The following is a 22,875-nucleotide window of genomic DNA, read 5'->3' as shown; positions in this document are numbered from 1 at the left end:
GCATGCCAGAGCATCAGTAATTTTCTTGAATTAATAATGGGTTAGTTACCCATGGGGGGACAAGAGAGCAAAGTAAACGATGCGGGATGCGGTCAGAGGAAAATGGTGTTATTGCGTGTTTACATCCTGTGATGCGGCATATATCGAAGAATGATGAGTTCATTATCGGAGCAAAAAAATAAAGCCCGAAGGGCCTTAGAGGTTATTGACAACGTGCCCACCACGGAGAGAACAGGCAGACAGTAAAGACGCCGTAAACCCATCCTTGGCGGCTCGAGCCGCGCCATCCCTGGCGCGAACGCTTTACTCTTCTGCCTATCCTCACCGGCAGACTAACCGATCGTCATCAGGCTGGCATTGCCTCCTGCCGCCGCGGTATTTACGCTCAGCGAATGCTCAATTAACAGGCGTTCCAACCAGATATTCGTTTCGCCACGGGCGAAGCCTTGTACCGAGACAATTGGCCCATCGATTTGAGCGATTTGTTCACACAAGGTACGCAATTGATCGGCATCACCATGGTAGATAACAGCATCAAATGGCACGTTAGCGGTTTGCCAATCATTGGCTAGGGTAATGCGTGATTGTACTACTGTAGGTAGCTTGCGTAGTAGATCCTTGAGTACCGCATTTTCTGACCATAAAACGTCGCTCCCGGTTGCCAGCACCGCCGCCAGTTGCACCAGTGCGTCAGCTTCATTATCCGCAAAACAAAGGACACGCTCACGAGGTCGCAGGGCATAGGTGTTGCGCTCCCCGGTTGGCCCCGGTAATAACCGGATTGTCCCCCCCTGCGCCAGTTCGCCAAAGCGTTGTGTCAACTGAGCCAATTCGCCATTTTGTTGTTCACCCACCCACAGCAGAAGAGCGTGATGAGCTGTTTGCAACGCCTCACGACCAGAAACATTTTGCGCTTGTTCATTATTCTGATGTGCCAGCGTATTGAGCACGGCATCCTCCGGGCGGCTGCATAACAGGCGATACAGATACAGGGGGCCACCGGCTTTAGGGCCCGTACCGGATAAACCTTCGCCCCCAAAAGGTTGCACGCCAACAACCGCGCCAACCATATTGCGGTTAACGTACAGATTGCCCACTTTTGCTTTTTCAGTGATTTGGGTGATAGTTTCATCAATACGGGTGTGAATACCCAAGGTTAAACCGTAGCCAGATGCGTTGATTTGATCGACTAAGGCGGCGAGGTTTTGGCGCTGGAAACGGACGACATGTAACACTGGCCCGAAGACTTCTTTTTGCAGTTCATCAAAGCTGTCCAGTTCTATCAATGTTGGCTTGATAAAGGTGCCACGTTGCCACTCTTTTTCATCCAGACTGTTGGCGCGGGCAGCTTGATAAACTTTGCGTCCTTTAGTGCGCATCGTCTGAATATGGCGCTCAATGCCGGCTTTGGCATCAGCATCAATCACCGGCCCGATATCGGTAGACAGGCGTTCCGGATTCCCCATCCGGCATTCAGCCATCGCCCCACGCAGCATTTTTAATGTGTGCTCAGCAACATCATCCTGAATGCAGAGAATACGTAAGGCAGAGCAACGCTGACCCGCGCTGTCAAAGGCTGATGCTACGACATCGGTCACCACCTGTTCCGTGAGTGCTGATGAATCAACAATCATGGCGTTGAGGCCACCGGTCTCAGCAATCAGTGGTGTTGGGCGGCCTTGAGGATCGAGCCGACCCGCGATGCTGCGCTGCAAAATAGCGGCAACTTCAGTTGAACCGGTAAACATCACGCCGCGCACCCGATTATCATTAACCAAGATTGCCCCTACGCTATCACCTTGCCCCGGTAACAGTTGCAGCACCCCCTGAGGAATACCAGCCTCTAGCAAGATACGTACTGCTTGCGCTGCGATCAGTGGCGTTTGCTCTGCCGGTTTTGCCAATACACTGTTACCGGCAGCTAATGCAGCAGCAACCTGCCCGGTAAATATGGCCAGCGGAAAGTTCCACGGGCTAATACAAACCACCGGGCCGAGTGGGCGGTGGCTGTCATTGGAAAAATCAGTTCGTACTATTCCTGCATAATAGTGCAGGAAGTCAACCGCTTCACGAACTTCCGCAATAGCATTACTGAAGGTTTTACCGGCTTCACGGACCAGTATCCCCATCAGCTTTTGCATCTGATTTTCCATCAACTCAGCAGCGCGGACTAAAATAGCTGCGCGCTCAACCGGCGGTGTTGCAAACCAGATAGCCCCAGCACTGGCGGCCGCATCCAATGCGCGATTGACTTCGGCGTCAGTGGCTTCGCGAACGTAACCGACGATATCAGCAGGTTCTGCCGGGTTGATAACCGGCTGTTCCACTCTATTATCAAGTTTGGCACCACTATCCAGCTCAGCATCGATAATAGGTTCTGCACGCCACATCTGACTGGCACTGGTGAGTAGGGCGCTGGAGAGTGACGCCAGACGATGCTCGTTTGCCAGATCTAACCCGCTGGAGTTGGCCCTATCTTTGCCGTACAGCTCACGCGGCAATGGAATGCGTGGATGAGGTAAGCCGAGCTGCCCTTCACTTGCCGCAATGGCTTCTACCGCACTGACCGGATCAGCAACGAGCTCATCCAGCGGCAGTGTGTTATCTGCGATACGGTTTACAAACGAAGTATTGGCCCCGTTTTCCAGTAGGCGGCGTACCAAATAGGCCAGTAAGGTTTCGTGGGTGCCAACCGGCGCGTAAATACGGCATGGGCGGTTAAGCTTGCCGTCGGCAACTTTCCCGACAACCTGCTCATACAGGGGTTCACCCATGCCATGCAGGCATTGAAATTCATACTGGCCAGGGTAGTAATTTTGCCCGGCAAGATGATAAATAGCAGACAAAGTATGAGCGTTATGAGTGGCAAATTGTGGGTAAATCAGACTGGGAACTGCCAGTAATTTACGGGCGCAGGCCAGATAAGAAACATCGGTATAGACTTTGCGGGTATAAACCGGATAACCTTCTAAACCCTCAATTTGGGCGCGTTTGATTTCGCTGTCCCAATAGGCCCCTTTGACCAAGCGAATCATCAGGCGGCGGCGGCTGCGCTGTGCCAGTTCTATCACAGCATCAATGGTGGCCGGGCAGCGTTTTTGGTAAGCCTGAATAACAAAGCCGATACCGTTCCAACCAGCCAGTTTGGGTTCAAAGCAGAGTTTTTCCAGCAGATCGAGTGAAATTTCCAGACGTTCGGCTTCTTCTGCGTCGATGTTAATCCCAATGTCATATTGACGAGCTTGCAAGGTCAGTGATAACAACCGTGGATACAGTTCACTTATCACTCGCTCATATTGGGCGCGACTATAGCGGGGGTGCAGAGCGGATAACTTGATTGAGATCCCAGGCCCTTCATAAATACCCCGGCCATTAGACGCTTTACCAATCGCATGAATAGCCTGCTGGTAAGAGAGCAGATAAGCTTGAGCATCTGCGTCAGTCAGCGCAGCTTCACCCAGCATATCGTAAGAGTAACGGAACCCTTTATCCTCCAGTTTACGGGCATTTGCCAATGCTTCAGCAATGGTCTCACCGGTCACGAATTGTTCACCCATCAGGCGCATAGCCATATCCACGCCTTTGCGGATCAGTGGTTCGCCACCTTTGCCGATAATACGGTTTAATGAGCTGGAGAGTTTGGTTTCGTTATGGGTCGAGACCAGATGCCCGGTAAACAACAGGCCCCAAGTGGCGGCATTGACAAACATCGACGGGCTACGCCCCAGATGAGAGTGCCAGTTACCATTGCTGATTTTATCGCGGATCAGTGCATCACGGGTAGGTTTGTCAGGAATGCGCAGTAGCGCTTCTGCGAGGCACATTAATGCCACACCTTCTTGTGAAGAGAGTGAGAACTCTTGCAACAGGCTTTGCACAATGCCGGCACGGCCATTGGCGCTTTTTTGGTTACGCAGTTTCTCAGCAATGGAATAGGCGAGCGAATGGGTTGCTTGCGCCACATCAACCGGTAAACGTGCCTGCGCCAATAACATGGGAATGGCTTCTGTTTCCGGGCGACGATAGGCCGCAGTGATAGCGGCGCGGATAACCGATTGTGGCAACACGTGTTCAGCAAAATCTAAAAATGGCTGGTGGGTACCGTCAGTCGCTGGCGGAATAATGTCGTCTGCTTCCAATCGCGGGGCCGCATGTGTGGTTGGTAGTTCAGGTAATTCACTGCCATTTTCCTGTCGTTCTAAATAGTTAAAAATAGCCTGCTTAATCAGCCAGTGCGGCGTACGGTCAATACGCTGTGCTGCGGCCTTGATACGGTCGCGGGTGGCTTCATCGAGTTTCACGCCCATGGTGGTGCTACTCATGCGGTCTGGCTCCTTTGGTAAGGGGAGTTATGATTTTATTTTCGATAATATCAATCATGTTGCAACTTTGTGCAACCGTGTTAAATCAAGTGCGTGAGGGAAGTGTGAATTCAGTCTGCTTTTTAACAATTCTGCCGTGGTGGGAACTTTTTATATATTACGTTTGAGGGGGACTAACACTAACAATAGTAGGGGTTATGGGGCATTTACCTTCGGTGTCACTCATTTTGTAATGGAAGGTGTAACTTCTGACAGCGGTTAATGTGATGCAGGGTGAATTTTTTGTAAAAAAATTGTTTAAATCGTTGTGGGTGATGAAACTCATCCACTAGGATAACAGCCGCGAGATAGCCGTTCGCTAGCGAATAGTTGTGCTGAAAGTTTATTTGCGCTTCCACGCTCATCTCTGGTGCAACTCAGTGTCACGTTCCGACCAACCAGAGAGAAAGCCTGATATCGCCCTCAGCGGAGATAACTACAATAGCGGGATATATTAAAACGATAATACGCATTATGGAGATGTTGCATGACCATGAATACGCCAATGTTGGTAACTTTTTTAGTTTACATTTTTGGGATGATAATAATTGGCCTCATGGCCTACCGGGCAACCAATAATTTTGATGACTATATCCTGGGTGGACGAAGATTAGGCAGTGTTGTTACCGCATTGTCTGCCGGTGCATCCGATATGAGTGGTTGGCTGTTAATGGGGCTGCCAGGGGCTATTTTTCTATCTGGTATTTCCGAAAGCTGGATAGCCATTGGTCTGACGATGGGTGCTTATCTTAACTGGAAGCTGGTGGCAGGCCGCTTACGGGTTCATACCGAAGCCAATAATAATGCCCTGACCTTACCGGATTATTTCACCAGCCGTTTTGAAGATAAGAGTAAATTGCTGCGGGTAATATCAGCCGTGGTTATTCTGGTCTTTTTTACTATTTATTGCGCTTCAGGAATTGTCGCCGGTGCACGTTTGTTTGAAAGCACCTTTGATATGAGCTACGGCACTGCATTGTGGGCAGGCGCTGCGGCGACTATTGCTTATACCTTTATTGGTGGTTTCCTTGCGGTAAGCTGGACCGATACCGTACAAGCGACATTAATGATTTTTGCCCTGATCCTGACGCCGATTATTGTTATTTTGGCGGTTGGGGGTATTGATACTTCGATGATGGTTATTGCCGCGAAAAACCCCGCTAATATCGATATGTTTAAAGGGCTGAATCTGGTTGCCATTCTCTCATTGCTCGGTTGGGGCTTAGGTTATTTCGGTCAACCGCATATTCTGGCGCGCTTTATGGCGGCAGACTCTCACCGTACTATTCGTAGTGCACGCCGCATCAGTATGACCTGGATGATCCTTTGTCTGGCAGGGACTATCGCGGTGGGCTTCTTTGGTATTGCCTACTTTGAAAACAACCCGGAACAGGCAGGGAGTGTCACGCAAAATGGTGAACGAGTATTTATTGAGTTAGCCAAACTCCTGTTTAACCCGTGGATCGCCGGTATTTTGCTGTCGGCTATTTTGGCTGCGGTAATGAGTACCTTGAGTTGCCAGTTGCTGGTGTGTTCCAGCGCTCTGACGGAAGATTTATACAAAGCGTTCCTGCGTAAAAAAGCCAGCCAAATGGAACTGGTATGGGTAGGGCGCGCTATGGTGTTGTTGGTTGCACTGATTGCTATTGCTTTGGCGGCAGATCCAGATAACCGCGTGTTGGGCTTGGTAAGCTATGCATGGGCCGGCTTTGGTGCTGCATTTGGCCCGGTGGTATTAATCTCGGTGATGTGGCCAAGAATGACCCGTAATGGTGCGCTGGTCGGGATGCTGATCGGTGCTATCACCGTTATCGTCTGGAAACAATACGCGTGGCTGGATCTGTATGAGATTATTCCAGGCTTCCTGTTTGCCAGTATCGCTATTGTGGTGGTTAGCCTGATGGGCCGCACGCCGAGCAATACGATTACTGAACGTTTTCATAATGCAGAAGCTGAATTTAAAACGGTTTAAGGTTAAAACTATGCGTCTGGGCCTCCTGTAAAGCAGGGGGCTTTTTTTTGCCCAAAATAGTATTGATTTTTGATAACAGTAGAAACAGGAGAGGTACCCATATCTTAATGAATTATCTTATTATTTTACTCATCAGAAACAAATTGCCACAGTTTGGTTAACAATATTCCTATTCAATCGCTTGAATTTCTTTTTAGCAGAATGATAATCACAATCGTTTTACTTTTCTTTACGCCGCGATGATAATCACCGCTAGCGATTGCTTTACCTTTCTTTACTTAAATTGACATAACCAATAATCATAGCGTTATACCTAAATCCACCGCAGGGGTGTTTAGCATGTTCGTCCCATTTCTTATTATGTTTCGTGAAGGGCTGGAAGCGGCGCTGATTGTCAGCCTGATTGCCAGTTATCTTAACCGTACTCAACGCGGTCAATGGATGGGAGCGGTGTGGATTGGTGTGGTAACAGCGGTAGCACTCTGCCTTGCTGTGGGTATTTTTATTAATGAAACCACCGGTGAGTTCCCGCAAAAGCAACAAGAACTGTTCGAGGGGATTATCGCGGTAGTGGCGGTTTGCATATTAACCTATATGGTTTTCTGGATGCGCAAAGTGTCCAAATCAGTTAAAGCTCATTTGGAAGGGGCGATTGATAATGCCCTGAACCCAAATAGTGAGCAAGGGCGTGGCCGTGGTCAGGGCTGGGCCTTAGTGGTCATGGTGTTCTTTGCCGTTGCCCGTGAAGGGCTAGAATCGGTGTTCTTCTTACTGGCTGCTTTCCAGCAGGATGTCGGTATTGGCGCACCTATTGGCGCAATATTAGGCCTGACCTGCGCCATTCTGGTGGGGATGGCTATCTACTGGGGTGGTGTGAAATTACACCTGGCTAAATTCTTTAAATGGACCAGCCTGTTTATTCTGTTTGTTGCCGCAGGCTTAGCCGCGGGAGCGATAAGAGCCTTCCATGAAGCCGGTCTGTGGAACCATTTCCAGGACCTTGCTTTTGATCTGACCAATGTACTCTCAACTCACTCATTATTCGGCACTTTCCTTGAAGGCATGTTTGGTTATCAGGAAGCACCCACAGTCAGTGAAGTGGCGGTCTACTTTATCTATCTGATTCCGGCATTAATCCTATTTTTCCTTCCACCCCGCACCACGACGGTTTCAGCCGTACCTGATGCGCAGAAAATTAACCAATAATTCAGGGATTTATCACATGTCTAACCGGTTCTTCCGTCGCACCGCTTTACACGCGGCTTTACTGGCATTACCTGCTTTGGCTCTCAGTGCACAGGCGGCTGATATTCCACAAGTTAAAATTACTGTAAATGATAAACAGTGTGAGCCAATGGCGCTGTCTATTCCTGCCGGTAAAACCCAGTTTATTGTTCATAATGCCAGCCAGAAAGGGCTGGAGTGGGAGATCCTAAAAGGGGTGATGGTCATTGAGGAGCGTGAGAATATCGCGCCGGGCTTTACCCAGAAGATGACGGCGAACCTGGAACCAGGGGAATACGACATGACCTGCGGTTTGCTGAGTAACCCGAAAGGTAAATTGACAGTGACAGCCGCCGCAGGCTCAGAGGGGGCGGTCAAGCCAGATGCCATGGCACTGGTTGGGCCGATTGCTGAATATAAAGGGTATGTGACACAAGAAGTTGCCCAGTTAGTCACGCAAACCAAAGCCTTTACTGCTGCGGTGAAAAAGGGTGATCTGGCGCTGGCACGTAAGTTGTATGCGCCCACTCGTCAGCATTACGAACGCATTGAACCGATTGCGGAATTATTCTCCGATTTGGATGGCAGTATCGATGCCCGCGAAGATGATTTTGAACAGAAAGCAGCAGACCCGAAATTTACCGGTTTCCATCGTTTAGAGAAAATCTTGTTTGGTGACAACACCACCAAGGGGGCTGATAAGTTTGCCGATCAACTGTATCAAGACACGGTGGAACTGCAAAAACGCATTACCGACCTGACATTTGCTCCGAACAAAGTTGTCGGTGGGGCGGCCGGTTTAATTGAAGAAATCGCAGCCAGTAAAATCAGCGGCGAAGAAGATCGTTACAGCCGTACTGACTTATGGGATTTCCAGGCTAACGTTGATGGTGCACAGAAAATTGTCAATCTGCTGCGGCCATTGTTGGAAAAAGCCGATAAACCCTTGCTACAAAAAATTGATGCCAACTTCAAAACGGTTGACAGTGTATTAGCGAAATACCGGACCAAAGAGGGCTATGAGTCCTACGAGAAGTTAACCGATGCCGATCGCAATGCGATGAAAGGGCCAATTACGGCACTGGCGGAAGATCTTGCTCAGCTCCGTGGCGTATTAGGTCTGGATTGAGGCGTTAAGATGAGTAAGAAAACCGGCCCGCAACTCGGGCCGTATCAACATGATAACGGGGCGGCTTTGCCGTCCCGTCGGCGTTTACTGCTGGGTATGGGGGTGATGAGTGGCGCTTTGGCCCTCGGTGGGGCGAAAATAGCCCGTGCCGCTGATTGCCCGGCTCCTGAGGCTGCGCCCGCCCAAGATGAACGCTGGCAGAAACAGCCGTTTTACGGCTCACATCAGGCGGGGGTATTAACCCTACAGCAAGCGGCGATGATGTTAGTGGCGTTTGATGTATTAGCCACAGATAAAACCGCATTAACGCGACTATTCAAACTGTTAACCGAGCGGATTGCTTTTCTGACCACGGGCGGCCATGCGCCGTCGGTTAACGCTAAGTTACCGCCATTGGATTCGGGGATTATGGGGCCGGAAATTTACCCGGATAATCTGACTATCACGGTTTCAGTGGGGGATTCGTTGTTTGATGAACGATTTGGTTTGCAGGGAAAAAAACCTCTGCGGCTCCAGAAAATGACCCGCTTTCCCAATGATTCACTGGATGCTGGGTTGTGCCACGGTGATGTATTATTGCAAATTTGCGCCAATACCAATGAAACGGTGATTCATGCATTGCGCGATATTATCAAACACACACCAGATCTTCTCAGTGTGCGTTGGAAGCGTGAGGGCTTTATTTCCGCTCATGCCGCCCGTAGCCAAGGTAAAGAAACGCCGATCAATTTGTTGGGTTTCAAAGACGGTAGCGCGAATCCAAAGATTAGTGATAAACCACTGATCAATCAGGTGGTATGGGTTCAGGAAAATGCCGGAGAACCTGCGTGGGCCAGCGGTGGTAGCTATCAGGCGGCACGGATTATCCGCTTTAAAGTAGAATTCTGGGATCGCACACCATTGCAGGAACAGCAAACTATTTTTGGTCGAGATAAGCACAGTGGCGCGCCCTTGGGTAGGGTACATGAACATGATGAACCCGATTACACCCAAGATCCTGATGGCAAAATCATTAAGATGGACGCCCATATTCGGTTGGCAAATCCACGCACAGTTGAAACCCAGAATAACCTGATGCTACGCCGTGGCTATAGCTACTCACTGGGGGTATCAAATTCGGGGCAACTGGACATGGGATTGCTGTTTGTGTGCTATCAATCTGATTTGGAAAAAGCTTTCCTGACCGTTCAAAAACGGCTAAATGGTGAGGCGTTGGAAGAGTATGTTAAACCGATCGGCGGGGGATACTTCTTTGTCTTGCCGGGGGTGGCTGATGCTAACCATTATCTGGCGCAAGGGTTACTCGAAGTCTAAACCTGTTTGAGGCGTAGGATAGAGCACCGCCATTGCACGGTGCTTTTTTATGGCTCAAGCTGGCATCTCTGCGGCTTCAAGTATGACGACAATTAGCGTGTCAGTTTGGCGGTAATCTTCGCCACATGTTCACCCTGGAAACGAGCGATAGCAAGCTCCTCAGCACTTGGCTGACGGGAGCCATCAGCACCAGCAATGGTTGTTGCGCCATACGGGGTGCCACCACGGGTTTGCGAGACATCGAATAGCTCTTTGGCACCATAACCGATGGGGACAATAATAAAACCGTGGTGTGCCAGCGTGGTCCAGGTTGAGGTAATAGTATGCTCTTGCCCGCCACCGGTGCCGGTAGAGGAAAATACGCTGGCAACTTTGCCGAACAGTGCGCCGGACGCCCATAGCCCACCGGTTTGATCGAGGAAAGTGCGCATTTGCCCAGCCATATTACCAAAGCGGGTCGGTGTGCCAAAAATGATGCCATCATAATCGGCTAACTCCTGTGGCGTAGCCACCGGCGCTTGCTGACCCGTCTTACCACCTGCTTTGGCGAAAGCCTCTGCGGGCATGGTTTCCGGCACTCGCTTTATCGTCACGTCAACACCGCTGACTTTTTGGGCACCTTCGGCTATTGCTCCGGCCAGTGTCTCGATATGTCCATACATGGAATAGTAAAGCACTAGAATTTTCGCCATCTCGCCTCGCTCCAATCATATTTATTGAATAATGCTGATGATGTCATCATAGTCGCTGCTTATGACACTTCTATTAACCATACGTCAATACGCTCAGGCTGCAAATTTTGGCCGCATAAAAGTTGCATGAAAGAGCGGGTAATAATTGGATTACCTGACGTGTTAGACTTCACTACAGATTACGTAACTTCTTTTGCAGGCGCTTTTTCTGCCAGCGTTCAAGCCAATTACCCAGTAAAAATAGGTTCATTGCACGTAATCCCAGTGCGATGCTCAGCCCCAATACGACCCACCAGACCCACATATAGCTGGGGAAAGTAAACCAGTTGACGATAAATAACAGCGCACAAAGGGCAACCGCCCGCAGTAATTGCCGCAAGAAAGCCATTTCATTCTCAACTGCATTGCGAGCATTAATTACGCGTTGGTCAACCGCTTCAGCCGGGGCATCCCGTTCCTGAGCTGCATCAGGGTGATACAGTTCGCTGACTTTTAGATCCATGACTGCCGCAATGGCACTTAGCGTTTCCAAACTGGCTTGCTCACCGTTTTCTATCCGCTGAATAGTGCGCACACTGAGGCTACAGAGTTCAGCTAATTGTTCTTGTGACCAGGCTTTTGCCAGCCGTAATTCACGAATACGGTACCGATCCATATTAAGCTCTCCATGGGTTTGAAGGCATAGCGACAAACCTACTCGTAAGTACCAGACACTACCACGACAGCAACATGACATCCTACCGACACCTAAGTCACCGGACATTTATCACAGTTGTGTATTCTCCACATTGACAGACTAAGGGGCGGTCAATACCTTTACTGATAGTTTAACTCCACTTGGTATTAATTTATGGAGTTTAATTTCTTTGAATAACGCTACCATGATATGGCTCACATTACCGATTAATGAGGAATACCGTTAATGACCCAGATGTACCGTCAATATAAGAAAAAATTGAGCATAAAAGTCGCGCTGTTGAGCGCATTCACTCTATTGATTACGTTACCCCTACCTTATGCCAATGCAGAAGGTTATCCAGATGTCCCGCTGCCCTTTAAGAATGGCACGGGTGCTCGGGTGAATAACAGTTTATTTGTCGGTTTGGGCACTGCCGGCCAATCATGGTTCCGCCTTGATACTGATAAAGTCAGCAGCGGTTGGCAGAAGATAGCTGATTTCCCCGGCCAACCGCGTGAACAAGCAGTCACTGTTGCTCTGGACGGAAAACTGTATGTGTTTGGTGGTGTGGGCAAAAGTAGCGCTGATGATACTCAGGTACGAGCACTGAATGATGTCTATCGGTTTGATCCGCAAACCAATCAATGGCAACAGTTGGCAACGCGAGCCCCACGCGGCTTGGTAGGAACAGCAGCAACTACAGTAGATGGCTCTCAGGCATTGCTGTTGGGGGGCGTAAATAAAGCCATTTTTGACGGTTATTTCGCCGACTTGGCTTCAGCCGGAAGTGATGAAAGACAGAAAAGCGCGGTCATAAATGCCTATTTTGATCAGGCCCCAGCAGACTATTTCTATAACCGCGATGTACTTATTTATGATCCGGCAAAAAATCAATGGAAAAGTGGTGGTCAGGTACCCTTTTTAGGTACGGCAGGATCAGCAATTAGTGCGATGAATAACCGTTTGATATTAATTAATGGTGAAATTAAGCCTGGTTTACGGACTGCGGCGGTATGGCAGGGGACAACGCAGGGCACAGAATTGGGCTGGCAACAGCGACCCGATTTGATTGGTGCTAAAAAGGGGACTGCGCAGGAAGGATTAGCGGGTGCATTTTCCGGTGTCAGCCATGATGTGGTTCTGGTCGCGGGCGGTGCCAATTTCCCCGGAGCTTGGCAACAATTCAATGCAGGTCAGTTATATGCCCATAAAGGGCTTAAAAAACAGTGGCAACAGTCAATTTATGCATTGGTGAATAATCAATGGCAGGCCGCAGGGCAATTGCCTCAACCTCTGGGCTACGGTGTTTCGATTCAAGGTAGTGATAAAGTGATTTTGGTGGGGGGAGAAACCACTGACGGCACGGCAACATCAACAGTGACACAGCTCTCCTGGCAAGGTAACCAACTGCACATCGAGTAGCAGCGCCGTCAGTGCCGGTGAGCAGGGAACTACCTGCAGAGCATTGGCGGTAACAACACTGACAGTGGATGATCTGTGCTAAAACTGGCGTCAGAAAAGCGCTGACGCCAGGTAATATAACGATGACTACAGTTTAGTTATTATTGCGGTCATACAGGCGGGATTTGTATTTTTTCAAGATGATATAACCGATGGTCAGAATGACAAACCACAGCGGCGTTACCATCAGCGCCTGGCGAGTGTCATTTTCCAGCGTTAACAATACCAGTACAAAGGCGAAGAACGCCATGCACACCCACGACATGAAGATACCGGCTGGCATTTTGTAGATGGATTTTTTATGCAGTGCCGGGCGTCTTTTGCGATACACCAGATAAGAGCAAAGGATAATCGTCCAGACGAACATAAACAGAATGGCTGAAACCGTGGTCACCAAAGTAAATACTGTCATTACGTTCGGGATCAGGTAAATCAGTACCACCCCACCCAGCAGGCAGATACAAGAGAACGTCAGGCCGGAAGCCGGGACTGAACGGCGTGATAGTTTGCCAAATTGCTTTGGTGCGTCGCCTTCTTTTGCCAGACCGAACAACATCCGGCTGGTGGAGAATACGCCACTATTGGCTGACGAGGCGGCAGAGGTTAACACCACAAAGTTGATCACACTGGCGGCGGCTGGCAGCCCAACCAAAACGAATAACTCAACAAATGGGCTCTTGTCGGCAACCACTGAGCTCCATGGTGTCACCGACATAATCATAATCAATGAGAAAACATAGAACATGATGATGCGGAGAGGAATAGAGTTAATTGCTCGTGGCAATACGACTTCCGGATCTTTGGTTTCAGCGGCGGTGGTACCCACTAACTCAATACCGACAAAAGCAAAAACGGCAATCTGGAAGCCAGCAAAGAACCCACTGATACCTCTTGGGAACATCCCGCCATCATTCCATAAATGGGTAAATGACGCGGTGGTACCCGAAGGAGACTGATAGCTCACTAATACCATGGTTAAACCCGCAAAAATCAAGGCCACAATGGCCACAATTTTAATCATGGCGAACCAGAACTCCATCTCACCAAACATTTTTACCGTGGCTAAATTCAGTGATAGCAACAATACAACCACTAACAGTGAGGCGACCCATTGGGAGAAACCGGGGAACCAGAACTGTGCATACGCGGTGATGGCGACAACATCGGCAATACCGGTGATGACCCAACAAAACCAGTAAGTCCAGCCAGTGAAAAACCCCGCCCAAGGGCCAAGGAGATCAGCGGCAAAATCACTGAATGATTTATATTTCAGATTCGATAGCAACAGTTCACCCATTGCTCGCATCACGAAAAACAACATAAAACCGATTATCATATAAACAAAAATGATTGACGGCCCGGCAAGGCTGATGGTTTTACCCGATCCCATAAACAACCCGGTACCTATGGCACCGCCAATAGCAATCAATTGAATATGGCGGTTGGAGAGACTTCGTTGAAGTTGTTCTTCAGGCTCTGCCACTCTCTTGGCTTGGTCTACCATCTTCCCCATTCCCTCTTCCTGTATGTGTGAAGTTGTTGAGCTCTATGTTGGCTCTTTGGTCTTAACATGTCTGTCTGTCTGTCTGTCTGTCTGTCTGTCTGTTAGCTGTTTTCTATGCTTTAAGTACAATTTGCGAATTATTTAATATGTTTGCAACAATAATCACACAATACTCCTCGCTTTTCAGTGTTTATATTTTACCCACTGAATTTTGTTAAGTTCATCACAGCATCTGGAATTACAACATGAAGTTACATAACTAACAATAATCGCAAGTATCAGATGAATAATTAATCCACTGAGATGGCGATAATCCAGTATTAAAAGAGAAAAATCCGATGAAGTGTTTGACAGCCAAGGCTAACAGGAGAATAATTATCGCCGTTGGGTCGTTAGCTCAGTTGGTAGAGCAGTTGACTCTTAATCAATTGGTCGCAGGTTCGAACCCTGCACGACCCACCAACAAAATCAATCACTTAGCATTAACCTCTAATTTCAAATCTATTTCATGGGACATATTTGGGACGCAATCATTAAATATTGCGTCTATTTGTCTGGCATGTTCATTTAAATGATTTGGTGAAAGATGCGCATATCTTTTCACCATTTCAATTGACTCCCAACCACCCATTTCTTGTAATGCAGAAATAGGAACTCCGGATTGAACTAACCAACTTGCCCATGTATGTCTTAAATCATGAAATCTGAAATTATCTATTCCGGCTCTTTTTAATGCCGAATACCAAGCTTTATTGCTATCAACACGTAATTTCCTTATTTCTGGTGTTAATGACCCATCAGATCTATTTGATGCGTGAGTATGAACAAACACATATTTGTTATGCTTTCCAATCTGTTCCCTAAGAACCTTTGCGGCTGTATCATTCAGGGCTACGCCAATAGCCCTGCCTGACTTGCTATCTTCCGGATTAATCCATGCAACCTTTCTCTGCATGTCTATCTGTTGCCATTCCAGGTTGATAATATTGGAACGACGCAGGCCGGTAGACAGCGCAAACCGCACAACGGACTTCAATGGCTCTGGACATTCATTTATTAGCCTAATAGCCTCATGTGGCTCCAACCAGCGAATACGTTTATTCTTTGGTTGTGGAACCTTGATGAGTGGTGCTTTATCAAGCCATTTCCATTCGCGCTCCGCCGCTCTCATTATCGACTTTATCAAAGAAAGGTGTGCCGCCTTTGTTGCTGTAGATGATGGCTTGGCCTTGAATACGGGTATCTCTTTACCTTTGTTGGCGACTGATGTTGCCATTATCCGCCAGTTCTCTTCATGTCTTCGATTTGTCATCTTGCTGATCGCCGCGTATATCCTTGCTTCGGTAATATCCCTCAGCCTTACCCCCTCGAAATGCGATAACCAAAACCCCATAAGACTTTTATCCGTATCAAGAGATCGCTTTTCCGCTTTCTCTTCAACCCAGCGCAAACAAGCCTCTTCGAACATGATCTCCGGCATTTCTCCGAGGCGGTCTACTCGCCAATAATCAGACTTTAACTTGTCGTGCAGTTCCTGAGCCTGCCGCTTGTCTTCAGTCCCAAGTGATTCTTTAATACGCTTCGCACCCGGGATAGAGATGCTCGCGTACCATACCTTACCTCTGCGGAAGATAGACATTGTGGTTCTCCTGTCGCATCTACCGCGCTCACTGCAACAGTGTGCAGCGGATTTTGTAGTGCGGCAATACATGCTTGGCGGGTGATGATGTACGGTGATTGTTTTGCTGACGTTTTGCGGCTTGCTGTTAATCTTCCTGATTTAATCCACTGCGCTAATGTGGGCCTTGATATTCCAAGGAATTCGCAGGCTTCATCGAATGTGAGACTGTATTTATCCATGCTGGCCTCTTATCTCTTTATCAATCTTACGGACGTAATAGCTCAACCAGCGTTTGGCCGGGAAAGTTTTCGGTTGCATCTCAATGGGTAGGGCGGTGATTTTTTTTGCGTGGCGATTAAGAATTTCAGTGAAGTGCTTGTCGTGCTCTTGAATTGGGTATTTCTCTTTAACTTCTATTATTTCAGCAAGCGCATCTTTTGCTACTGATCTGATTGCGTTCTCTATTGACGATTCCATGCGCTCACCCCGCATTACTAACGATATAGAGCGTTGCTGCTATTGTGTATACGACGAGACATATCCAGAACCATGCGCCGTCTGATATTTTCATGATAAAAGTCTCCACAATAGATAGACTAATCCGGATAAAATTGTGGCCAGAGTGATGATGAAAACTTTTGCTCCAATTGATAACTTCATGCTGCCTCTCTTAACGCTTTCAAATGTGTAGCATTAGCCTGGAAAACTGCTTCAGCGAAACCGCGCGGCGTGGCGCTTCGAATGTTCTTCACTCGCTCTGATTTTCCACCTAGTTTTAGATGCTGAGTTGAATAACCTTCAGGCACAGGAACTGGCAATTTATCCGGCATTACAAACCCCCCCCCAGTCCATAAACAGGTTTTCTTTGGATATGCATCACGCGGGGCAATGTAGTCTGGATAAGTTGGGTGAGCATCATGCTCTGGCAGGTAGCCGCCATAGTCGCTCGGATTGAAGATGAAATCTGGCTTTCCAAATATGCCACTGAAAACACTTACTGGATTTTCGAAGAACCACGGTGCTCCGGTTATTTCACCAATCATTCGGCATTGTTCAGCAACGAGAGCGGCCTTAGCTTGAAAATGAGTATCCACATTGCGTTTCTTTTCGAAGTGAGCTGCGCCACTTACAGCTACGTCCGTGCAAGGCGGAAATCCAGCAACAAATACGATTTCTTCATTCCGGATAACATTACCCAGGGCGCCGGCAGCCGTCAGCACTGTATCTGGCCACTTTCGTATTCCCGCCTGGTTACTTTCCTCAATGTGCTGCGGGTCAATTAAAATTGCATCATACCCAGCCGCAACCCATGGCCCCGCCATAATCCCAGCAAGGTCACACAGACAAATAATCGTTCCTCTGCTCATGCCGCCATCCCCTTGCGCCGCTCATCAATTTCAAAATCATCCCGACACCCAGAGTCACAGAACAAGCCGCGCTCTATAGGCTGCCGACACTCTGAGAAGTGGCAATGCCCAGTAAATGTCATTGTCGGCTTGCGATTAGCTATTCCGATTTTGATGTTGAGCAATTCAAGCTTTTGGGCTTGGTCGATTTCGTCGCACATTACGCCACCTCATTTGTTTGTTGGTTCAGCAATCCAAACTTGACGATTTCCAGTACGCCAAGCACCTCACAGACGCCTATTTCACCGGCATATTCCTGAATAAGATCATTGATTCGGCCCGTCAATTCAGCAGGCAGCGGGAATTTACGCTCGACTGGGAGCATTGAAATAGCCATAGGGAACCTCCAGATTTAGTGAAATCCGTTTCTGTGAGTCCGTTGTGGGGTTAAAACGAGTTACCGATACACTTCGCCGCACATGAGCACAACGTTGGGCTTGCGCTCTTTAATCAGCGTTGAAATTTGTTGGCATTCGGATTGGGTAGGGTAGATATCTTCGGTGACTGGCAGGGCGTTACAACTATCGTTAAAGCAGGAAGTAATGAGAAGAACAAAGCCGATTAGCATTAGTCCTCCGATGGCTTGGCTGCTGTGAATAGCTCAGTTACTGGCCAACCCTTATATTTCCATTGCTCTGCAACTTCTTGATTGTACGTCGTAGCAGATTTATCCGTGTCATGGTCTTCAGTGTGCCAAGCAACAGGCGGCAACGCTTTCAACTCTGCAAGTTGCTCACGCAGTGATAGCAGTTCAGTAGCCATCTGAACTATGTCTAATGACCCAATTAATGGGTATACGCCGTGACAGATTGTGATTCCACAGGGTAATTCTGTTGGCGTAATCTCAGATAAATTTATTAATTTTTCTTTACTCAGCATCTGCATTCCCCTCCACGCTATTACCGCGACGCTCAGCAACAGGCTTTTCAAGCTCTAAGCCCAACTCATTAACACGCTCAATACTCAGTCCAAGGATTTCTGCTTGCTCTTCTACTGAAACAACCGCATTTTTCCATTCAAAGCCTGGTTTACTCAGCATCTGCATTCCCCTCTACCAGCCTGCGGCCCTTTTCAGTCAGATGAATAAAGTGATCATCATCAGCAAAGCCAGAAAAGCCGGACTCTCTTATTTCTTCCATCCCTACATCGTCTGCTCTGAAATCACTTCTATCGTTAGAGATTTCTTTAACGTACTTTCCGTTGTAAACACTTACATGCTCCAGCACGGTATAAAATTGCCCACCGGCTTTTTTGAAGTCCTTCACCGCCGCCTTAAACCGTTTCCATGCCTTGGACTGTTCCGGGGTGAGTGCTAACAACTCTACTGTTGTCATATGCATACCGCCGCTACCATTACGTAAGTTGCAGTTGTTCATAAATTCGTTCAGCATCAGACTTAGTTAAGTCGAAGTTTTTAATTACAAAATTAATTACGTAGTCCTTATGCGCTCCGTCATTAATCATTCTCTTTATTATTTTTACATCATCATCCAGCAGTTTTTTACCCCCTTCTGCCAGCACCTTTCGAAACAATGAGCATCGATGTGGAGGCTCTCCGGTGTAACGTTCCTCGATATGTCCAAGTTGTTTAAGCTCTCTTAGCTGGAAAATAGACATATCCGCTTTTACATCTGATTCAGAAAACCACCCGTCAGGAAGTTTACTAAGCGACTCTTTCACTACTTTCTTCATCAAATTCATCCTCCACAACATTTTGGAATGCATCGCATGAAGATGTGCATCCGTCACCCGAATCCGGGCTAGTCTTTGTCATGTAGATAAGGGCCTGCCTATCTTCCAATTGAGCATCAGCAATAAGCTGGTCGGTGTCTCGCTTTTGCCGCCACCATGAATGTTTTGTTATTGCCTTTACGCTCCCATGCTTCTGCTCCATATCCCTATTCCATGCAAACCATTCTGGATGTTCATGAGCTATGAGAAACAGCTTGGAATCGCTTTTTTTGAAGCAAGTAAGGCAGTTTCCATAGTGCGGCGGGATGTTTAATCTGAAGGGCATTGCGGCCCAAAAATCATTAACATCTGACTTATCAAAACCGCCCCAGTGAGCCAGCGGATAGACCAAGTTGTAGCGTTTCGCTGCATCTTTTGTTGGGTCCGCTCGCTGTGGTTCGTCAACTCGCATTCCGATAGCTGTTTTGGCACTCCACCCACGACGACACAGCCCAACTTCTCGCATCCATGACCGGATAGTCTGTGTTTTTAAATAGTCGCTACACTTTTGCCTGGAAACGTTTGGTATACCCTCAATGCTAATGAACTGCTCGAATGGTTCACCGTTCCTCGCTGCCGTTTCGAAGCTCACGATTTTATGTCGCATGCCAACACCTGGTATCGGACTAGTTACCCCTTCCAGCCAGACGAGATTAAGCCCAAAATGTTTATCGCATTTATCAACAAATATCAGGGTTTCTTCGTGTTCCCTGCCGGTATTTGCAAAAGCAAAATGAAACTTATATTTATCAGAGTAATTTTGTATAAGAAAATCACACATAAACCCTGATGATTCGCCTCCAGAGAAGCTAACAACCATAGGATCTAGCTCATCTCTATCCATTATTCATCACCTTCCACACGGAATCCGGCAATGCGAATTTCTTGACGAGCTAATTGAATGCCTCTTTCAAACGCCTGCTCTTCGGCATCCCAATAACCGTTTGTTTTTGGCAATTTTACAGGCTTACTCAGCTTCTCGTTTGCCGCTGATAACGCTGCTTCTGCTTTCTCAGCACGTTCTTTCAGCATGACAATTCCTGTTGTCAAATAACCGATAGCTTCACTTGCCGTATTTGATTGCTTTCGCCATTCAGCATCATCAGATATTGCTGCTTCCACAACGCTGTACCACTGCTTACTTTCTTTCTCTGCTTTCTCAATTCTGTCTATCAGAGTGATAATTGATGATGCTGGGATATACGCATATTGCATACGAGAGACAGCCATCATTTCTTTGCAGTGCTCTCTAAGCTCTTCGATGTTATTCATCAGTTGTTACCCCTCAGGCTGGCGGCGAAATCACCACCTTTGCATTCAATGTGATCAGCGAATTCATGATAAGGCTCTTCATGATATCCATGACCACCGCCCGCCATCCGTAAATCGCGTGCAATCTTGGCCGTGAACTCATCAACACCCCTCGCCTTTATCTCGTTAAGCGCCTGAGTGGTGGCTGGGGTTTCGCTGTGGGATAACTCCGGCAGAACTTCATCCCATGTAGCAACGTCACCGTTACGGTGCCAGCCTGTGACACCATCGCTTTCGCGGACTAAATCTTTAACTGCTGAGATGATGAAATCCTGAATGCAATTTTCAGCCCTCAGCGCCGCACTCTCAGCAACTAGCTGTTGAACCTTGGCAATAGTGTCACCCGCTACCGCGCCGGTAATACCTAAAGCCTCGGCAATCAGAGTGCAGGTATTGAGTGCTGAATCGCGCTCAGCTTTTAACGTTTCATAATCAGTATTTTCAGACATAACTATTCCTCAGCAGATTGCTGTAATGGGGTGGGGGATTAGGCCGCTGAAAGCAGCCGCAGGCATTCTTGCCGCCGCGCTAACAACTCTTCCTGAGTTGAGCAGAGCGGGGTAGGGTTGGCTGGCATAAACTCTGGCTTGAGCCGGTATATCGTCCCTTTTGCTGATATCCCTTTAACTTCCCATTGCTCTTCCGTGAGCAGGTGGCGCATGTTTCTCACATACGTTAGGCCGATGTGTATTGATACCGTCTCGAACCCCTCACCCAAGCCTTTGTAGAATGAATCTTTATAATTCAACGTACACCCGCCAGTTGCGCCACCAGACAAGCGACCATGCCCCACACTGCCAATTGACCGGTGGAATGAGGTTATATATGCATCTGGATGGGCGCGGAGGCAGGCCAGTATTTGTTCTGGCTGCATGGTGGTTACCTAATTATCGGCTAGAAGCGCGGGTCTTCCGCAAAGAACTGCTCATCACCCTGGTAGTTTCCTGAGTGGGTCGGCGCCGCATGACCTTGCTTGCGCTCATCCTTGTCTTTCAGGGTGGTTAGCATTTTCGCTATTGTTTCTGCCGGGGCATTGGCTACATGCTCTTGTAGCGTTCTCTGGCTTTGTGCAAAGTACGGAATGCGAATATCAAAGTTGTAAGTCTCACGACCATCATCTTTTGTTTTGAGCGTTTTTTGCAGCACCAGACCCAACTTGCGGCCTACAAACTCAGGGGCCACATCAATGCCAGCTTCATTCTTAATCATGGTGAGCTGCTTAACGCCAGCGCAGCCCATCATCGCATTTATCATATTTACGCCATGCGTATTAGAACTTCCGTCTTTCTTGACGGTGTAAACATTAAGGTAATTTGCCTTGCGCCCATCATCAGTTTCAACAGAGAACTCAACTGATTTAGCACCACCAGAGCTGATCACATATTTAGCTTCTGAAATGGTGAAGACGTAGGCACCAGACTCATTAATGAAGCCACTTAACCCTGCTGATAAACCCGAATCCTGGTCATAGACGAAAGTTACATTGCTCATGCTGCGTTTCCTTTAATTTGGTGAACATTATTGATGCCGTAGTAATCGCAAATATCCCGATCTACAGTCAGAAGGTCATTTTCAATTTCGTTGGTTTCGAAGAGGCCCATCGGTGATTTAACGGTGTCGTAACCGTTGTTTTGAGTGGTGAAAAAGTATTGTCCATCGTGAACAGTGGTTCTCAGAACGATGGTGAACATTCCTTCGACCGTTACTTTCTCATCCAGCATTTTGCCGATGGTTTTCATTTTGACGCGACCAAGGTTTGTTTCCTCGGTGTGGGCCATGAAGTAAATTCTCAGGTCATCCGGCGCATCCTGTGCCGCTTTGATTATTTCCCACATGTGAAGTCCCATTTTCGCGAACTTATCAAATCCCTTATCGTTCACTGTCTCCATGAACTCGGTGCACATCACATACTGGAAGTCATCAATGATGACTATTTTCTTCCCGTATTTTGTCGCCCTATTAATGACCTCCCTGATTAGTGACCAGTCATGCGTTGCAATAATGCTTCCTGTCTTCTTAGTGGCATCCCATGGCTGCCAGTTGTTTGATTTGAACGGTAGCCGCTTCCTTACGACTTGAATAAGTAGGCAATCATCAGGGTTGAGATTGCGCAAGCTGGTAGACTTCCCTGTACCAGATTCACCAAGGATTAATGTTGCGGTACCCACAAATCACCTCCATAAATGATTTACGCTTTTTGGCTGCCGATTCCCTTACTTGATCAACCAATTCGCCTTTAATCCCCATCGCGTCCAGTGCAATGATTGCCAGTTGTTCGGCCGACACACGACCGCACTCCAATTCATTTTTAACAAAGGCCAGAGTATCCATACTCTTTAACGATTCACGCCTTGTTATAATCAGCTCTTTGAACTGTTCTTCTGTCATGCCGCCTCCATAAGCCCAATCGATACCGACGCATCCATTTGATAAATGCGCCGCTTGGCGGCTGCACAGGTGAGATAATTGG

General features: G+C 47.9%; 26 protein-coding genes and 1 tRNA gene. 6 read left to right on the top strand and 21 right to left on the bottom strand.

Annotated elements, in window-relative coordinates; translation table 11 throughout:
- Positions 1-332: 332 nt before the first annotated feature.
- Positions 333-4,322 (bottom strand): trifunctional transcriptional regulator/proline dehydrogenase/L-glutamate gamma-semialdehyde dehydrogenase, encoded by a 3,990-nt coding sequence (putA, locus tag AEP37_RS04890; RefSeq protein ID WP_049610731.1) that lies wholly within the window; start codon positions 4,320-4,322, stop codon positions 333-335.
- 526 nt (positions 4,323-4,848) lie between these two features.
- On the opposite strand from putA, the gene putP reads away from it, so the two are divergent.
- The 4 genes from putP to efeB all read left to right on the top strand — a co-directional run bounded on the left by putP (position 4,849) and on the right by efeB (position 10,000).
- Positions 4,849-6,333, top strand: a complete 1,485-nt coding sequence (putP, locus tag AEP37_RS04885) for a sodium/proline symporter PutP (protein WP_049610728.1) — start codon at positions 4,849-4,851, stop codon at positions 6,331-6,333.
- A 339-nt stretch (positions 6,334-6,672) separates the two neighbouring features.
- A complete protein-coding gene (gene efeU / locus AEP37_RS04880; RefSeq protein WP_049610725.1) occupies positions 6,673-7,539 on the top strand; it encodes an iron uptake transporter permease EfeU in 867 nt (288 codons plus the stop codon).
- A gap of 16 nt (positions 7,540-7,555) precedes the next feature.
- The gene (gene efeO, locus AEP37_RS04875; protein ID WP_049610723.1) at positions 7,556-8,686 is read left to right on the top strand and encodes an iron uptake system protein EfeO; all 1,131 of its coding nucleotides are present in this window, start codon (positions 7,556-7,558) and stop codon (positions 8,684-8,686) included.
- Positions 8,687-8,695: 9 nt separating this feature from the next.
- Entirely contained in the window at positions 8,696-10,000 is a 1,305-nt protein-coding gene (gene efeB, locus AEP37_RS04870) for an iron uptake transporter deferrochelatase/peroxidase subunit (RefSeq protein ID WP_049610720.1), read from the top strand.
- A 92-nt stretch (positions 10,001-10,092) separates the two neighbouring features.
- On the opposite strand, the gene wrbA is transcribed toward efeB, so the two are convergent.
- Both wrbA and AEP37_RS04860 read right to left on the bottom strand, forming a co-directional pair.
- The gene (gene wrbA / locus AEP37_RS04865; protein ID WP_049610717.1) at positions 10,093-10,692 is read right to left on the bottom strand and encodes an NAD(P)H:quinone oxidoreductase; all 600 of its coding nucleotides are present in this window, start codon (positions 10,690-10,692) and stop codon (positions 10,093-10,095) included.
- 172 nt (positions 10,693-10,864) lie between these two features.
- Entirely contained in the window at positions 10,865-11,347 is a 483-nt protein-coding gene (locus AEP37_RS04860) for a helix-turn-helix domain-containing protein (RefSeq protein ID WP_049610715.1), read from the bottom strand.
- Between the two features lie 267 nt (positions 11,348-11,614).
- Between AEP37_RS04860 and AEP37_RS04855 the strand changes: the two genes are divergently transcribed.
- The gene (locus tag AEP37_RS04855; protein WP_049610712.1) at positions 11,615-12,793 is read left to right on the top strand and encodes an N-acetylneuraminate epimerase; all 1,179 of its coding nucleotides are present in this window, start codon (positions 11,615-11,617) and stop codon (positions 12,791-12,793) included.
- 133 nt (positions 12,794-12,926) lie between these two features.
- On the opposite strand, the gene cycA is transcribed toward AEP37_RS04855, so the two are convergent.
- Positions 12,927-14,336 carry a D-serine/D-alanine/glycine transporter gene (gene cycA, locus AEP37_RS04850; RefSeq protein WP_202905472.1) on the bottom strand — a complete coding sequence of 470 codons (1,410 nt, stop codon included), beginning with the start codon at positions 14,334-14,336 and terminating at the stop codon, positions 12,927-12,929.
- A gap of 386 nt (positions 14,337-14,722) precedes the next feature.
- Here cycA and AEP37_RS04845 point away from each other — a divergent pair.
- Positions 14,723-14,798: transfer RNA gene (locus AEP37_RS04845), tRNA-Lys, on the top strand.
- A gap of 10 nt (positions 14,799-14,808) precedes the next feature.
- Here the strand turns inward: AEP37_RS04845 and AEP37_RS04840 are convergent.
- The 17 genes from AEP37_RS04840 to AEP37_RS04775 form a co-directional block, all read right to left on the bottom strand.
- The gene (locus AEP37_RS04840) at positions 14,809-15,969 is read right to left on the bottom strand and encodes a site-specific integrase (protein WP_235801350.1); all 1,161 of its coding nucleotides are present in this window, start codon (positions 15,967-15,969) and stop codon (positions 14,809-14,811) included.
- Positions 15,852-16,196 (bottom strand): helix-turn-helix domain-containing protein, encoded by a 345-nt coding sequence (locus AEP37_RS24640; protein WP_072086240.1) that lies wholly within the window; start codon positions 16,194-16,196, stop codon positions 15,852-15,854. The genes AEP37_RS04840 and AEP37_RS24640 overlap by 118 nt, the downstream gene beginning before the upstream one ends.
- Entirely contained in the window at positions 16,189-16,434 is a 246-nt protein-coding gene (locus AEP37_RS04835; protein ID WP_049610704.1) for a hypothetical protein, read from the bottom strand. Before AEP37_RS04835 ends, AEP37_RS24640 begins: the two co-directional genes overlap by 8 nt.
- Before the next feature lie 179 nt (positions 16,435-16,613).
- Complete coding sequence (locus tag AEP37_RS04830) at positions 16,614-17,324, bottom strand: hypothetical protein (protein ID WP_049610702.1); 711 nt, start codon at positions 17,322-17,324, stop codon at positions 16,614-16,616.
- Positions 17,321-17,524: a hypothetical protein gene (locus tag AEP37_RS04825; protein WP_049610699.1), complete on the bottom strand. Its 204-nt coding sequence runs from the start codon at positions 17,522-17,524 to the stop codon at positions 17,321-17,323. Before AEP37_RS04825 ends, AEP37_RS04830 begins: the two co-directional genes overlap by 4 nt.
- On the bottom strand, positions 17,524-17,700 hold the full coding sequence (locus AEP37_RS25975) for a hypothetical protein (protein ID WP_156168526.1): 177 nt from the start codon (positions 17,698-17,700) through the stop codon (positions 17,524-17,526). Before AEP37_RS25975 ends, AEP37_RS04825 begins: the two co-directional genes overlap by 1 nt.
- Before the next feature lie 230 nt (positions 17,701-17,930).
- Positions 17,931-18,242, bottom strand: a complete 312-nt coding sequence (locus AEP37_RS26935) for a hypothetical protein (RefSeq protein ID WP_049610698.1) — start codon at positions 18,240-18,242, stop codon at positions 17,931-17,933.
- Positions 18,232-18,402, bottom strand: a complete 171-nt coding sequence (locus AEP37_RS25965; RefSeq protein WP_156168525.1) for a hypothetical protein — start codon at positions 18,400-18,402, stop codon at positions 18,232-18,234. The genes AEP37_RS26935 and AEP37_RS25965 overlap by 11 nt, the downstream gene beginning before the upstream one ends.
- Positions 18,392-18,697: a hypothetical protein gene (locus AEP37_RS04815; RefSeq protein ID WP_049610994.1), complete on the bottom strand. Its 306-nt coding sequence runs from the start codon at positions 18,695-18,697 to the stop codon at positions 18,392-18,394. The genes AEP37_RS25965 and AEP37_RS04815 overlap by 11 nt, the downstream gene beginning before the upstream one ends.
- A gap of 19 nt (positions 18,698-18,716) precedes the next feature.
- Complete coding sequence (locus tag AEP37_RS04810) at positions 18,717-19,055, bottom strand: hypothetical protein (protein ID WP_049610696.1); 339 nt, start codon at positions 19,053-19,055, stop codon at positions 18,717-18,719.
- Positions 19,027-19,938, bottom strand: a complete 912-nt coding sequence (locus tag AEP37_RS04805) for a phosphoadenosine phosphosulfate reductase domain-containing protein (protein ID WP_049610693.1) — start codon at positions 19,936-19,938, stop codon at positions 19,027-19,029. Before AEP37_RS04805 ends, AEP37_RS04810 begins: the two co-directional genes overlap by 29 nt.
- Positions 19,938-20,366 (bottom strand): hypothetical protein, encoded by a 429-nt coding sequence (locus AEP37_RS27170; protein WP_049610692.1) that lies wholly within the window; start codon positions 20,364-20,366, stop codon positions 19,938-19,940. The genes AEP37_RS04805 and AEP37_RS27170 overlap by 1 nt, the downstream gene beginning before the upstream one ends.
- Positions 20,366-20,854, bottom strand: coding sequence for a hypothetical protein (locus AEP37_RS04795; RefSeq protein ID WP_049610689.1), 489 nt, complete (start codon positions 20,852-20,854; stop codon positions 20,366-20,368). Before AEP37_RS04795 ends, AEP37_RS27170 begins: the two co-directional genes overlap by 1 nt.
- A 38-nt stretch (positions 20,855-20,892) precedes the next feature.
- Positions 20,893-21,279, bottom strand: a complete 387-nt coding sequence (locus tag AEP37_RS04790; protein ID WP_049610686.1) for a hypothetical protein — start codon at positions 21,277-21,279, stop codon at positions 20,893-20,895.
- A gap of 20 nt (positions 21,280-21,299) precedes the next feature.
- Positions 21,300-21,896, bottom strand: coding sequence for a hypothetical protein (locus tag AEP37_RS04785; RefSeq protein ID WP_049610682.1), 597 nt, complete (start codon positions 21,894-21,896; stop codon positions 21,300-21,302).
- Entirely contained in the window at positions 21,893-22,573 is a 681-nt protein-coding gene (locus AEP37_RS04780; RefSeq protein ID WP_049610680.1) for an AAA family ATPase, read from the bottom strand. Before AEP37_RS04780 ends, AEP37_RS04785 begins: the two co-directional genes overlap by 4 nt.
- On the bottom strand, positions 22,545-22,875 hold a 331-nt coding region (locus tag AEP37_RS04775; protein ID WP_209435162.1), incomplete at its 5' end, for a hypothetical protein. The genes AEP37_RS04780 and AEP37_RS04775, both read right to left, overlap by 29 nt.

Origin of the sequence: Yersinia pekkanenii, from assembly GCF_001152565.1 — a bacterium.
GTDB lineage: Bacteria > Pseudomonadota > Gammaproteobacteria > Enterobacterales > Enterobacteriaceae > Yersinia > Yersinia pekkanenii.
This window is presented reverse-complemented; position numbering and strand designations above follow the sequence as displayed.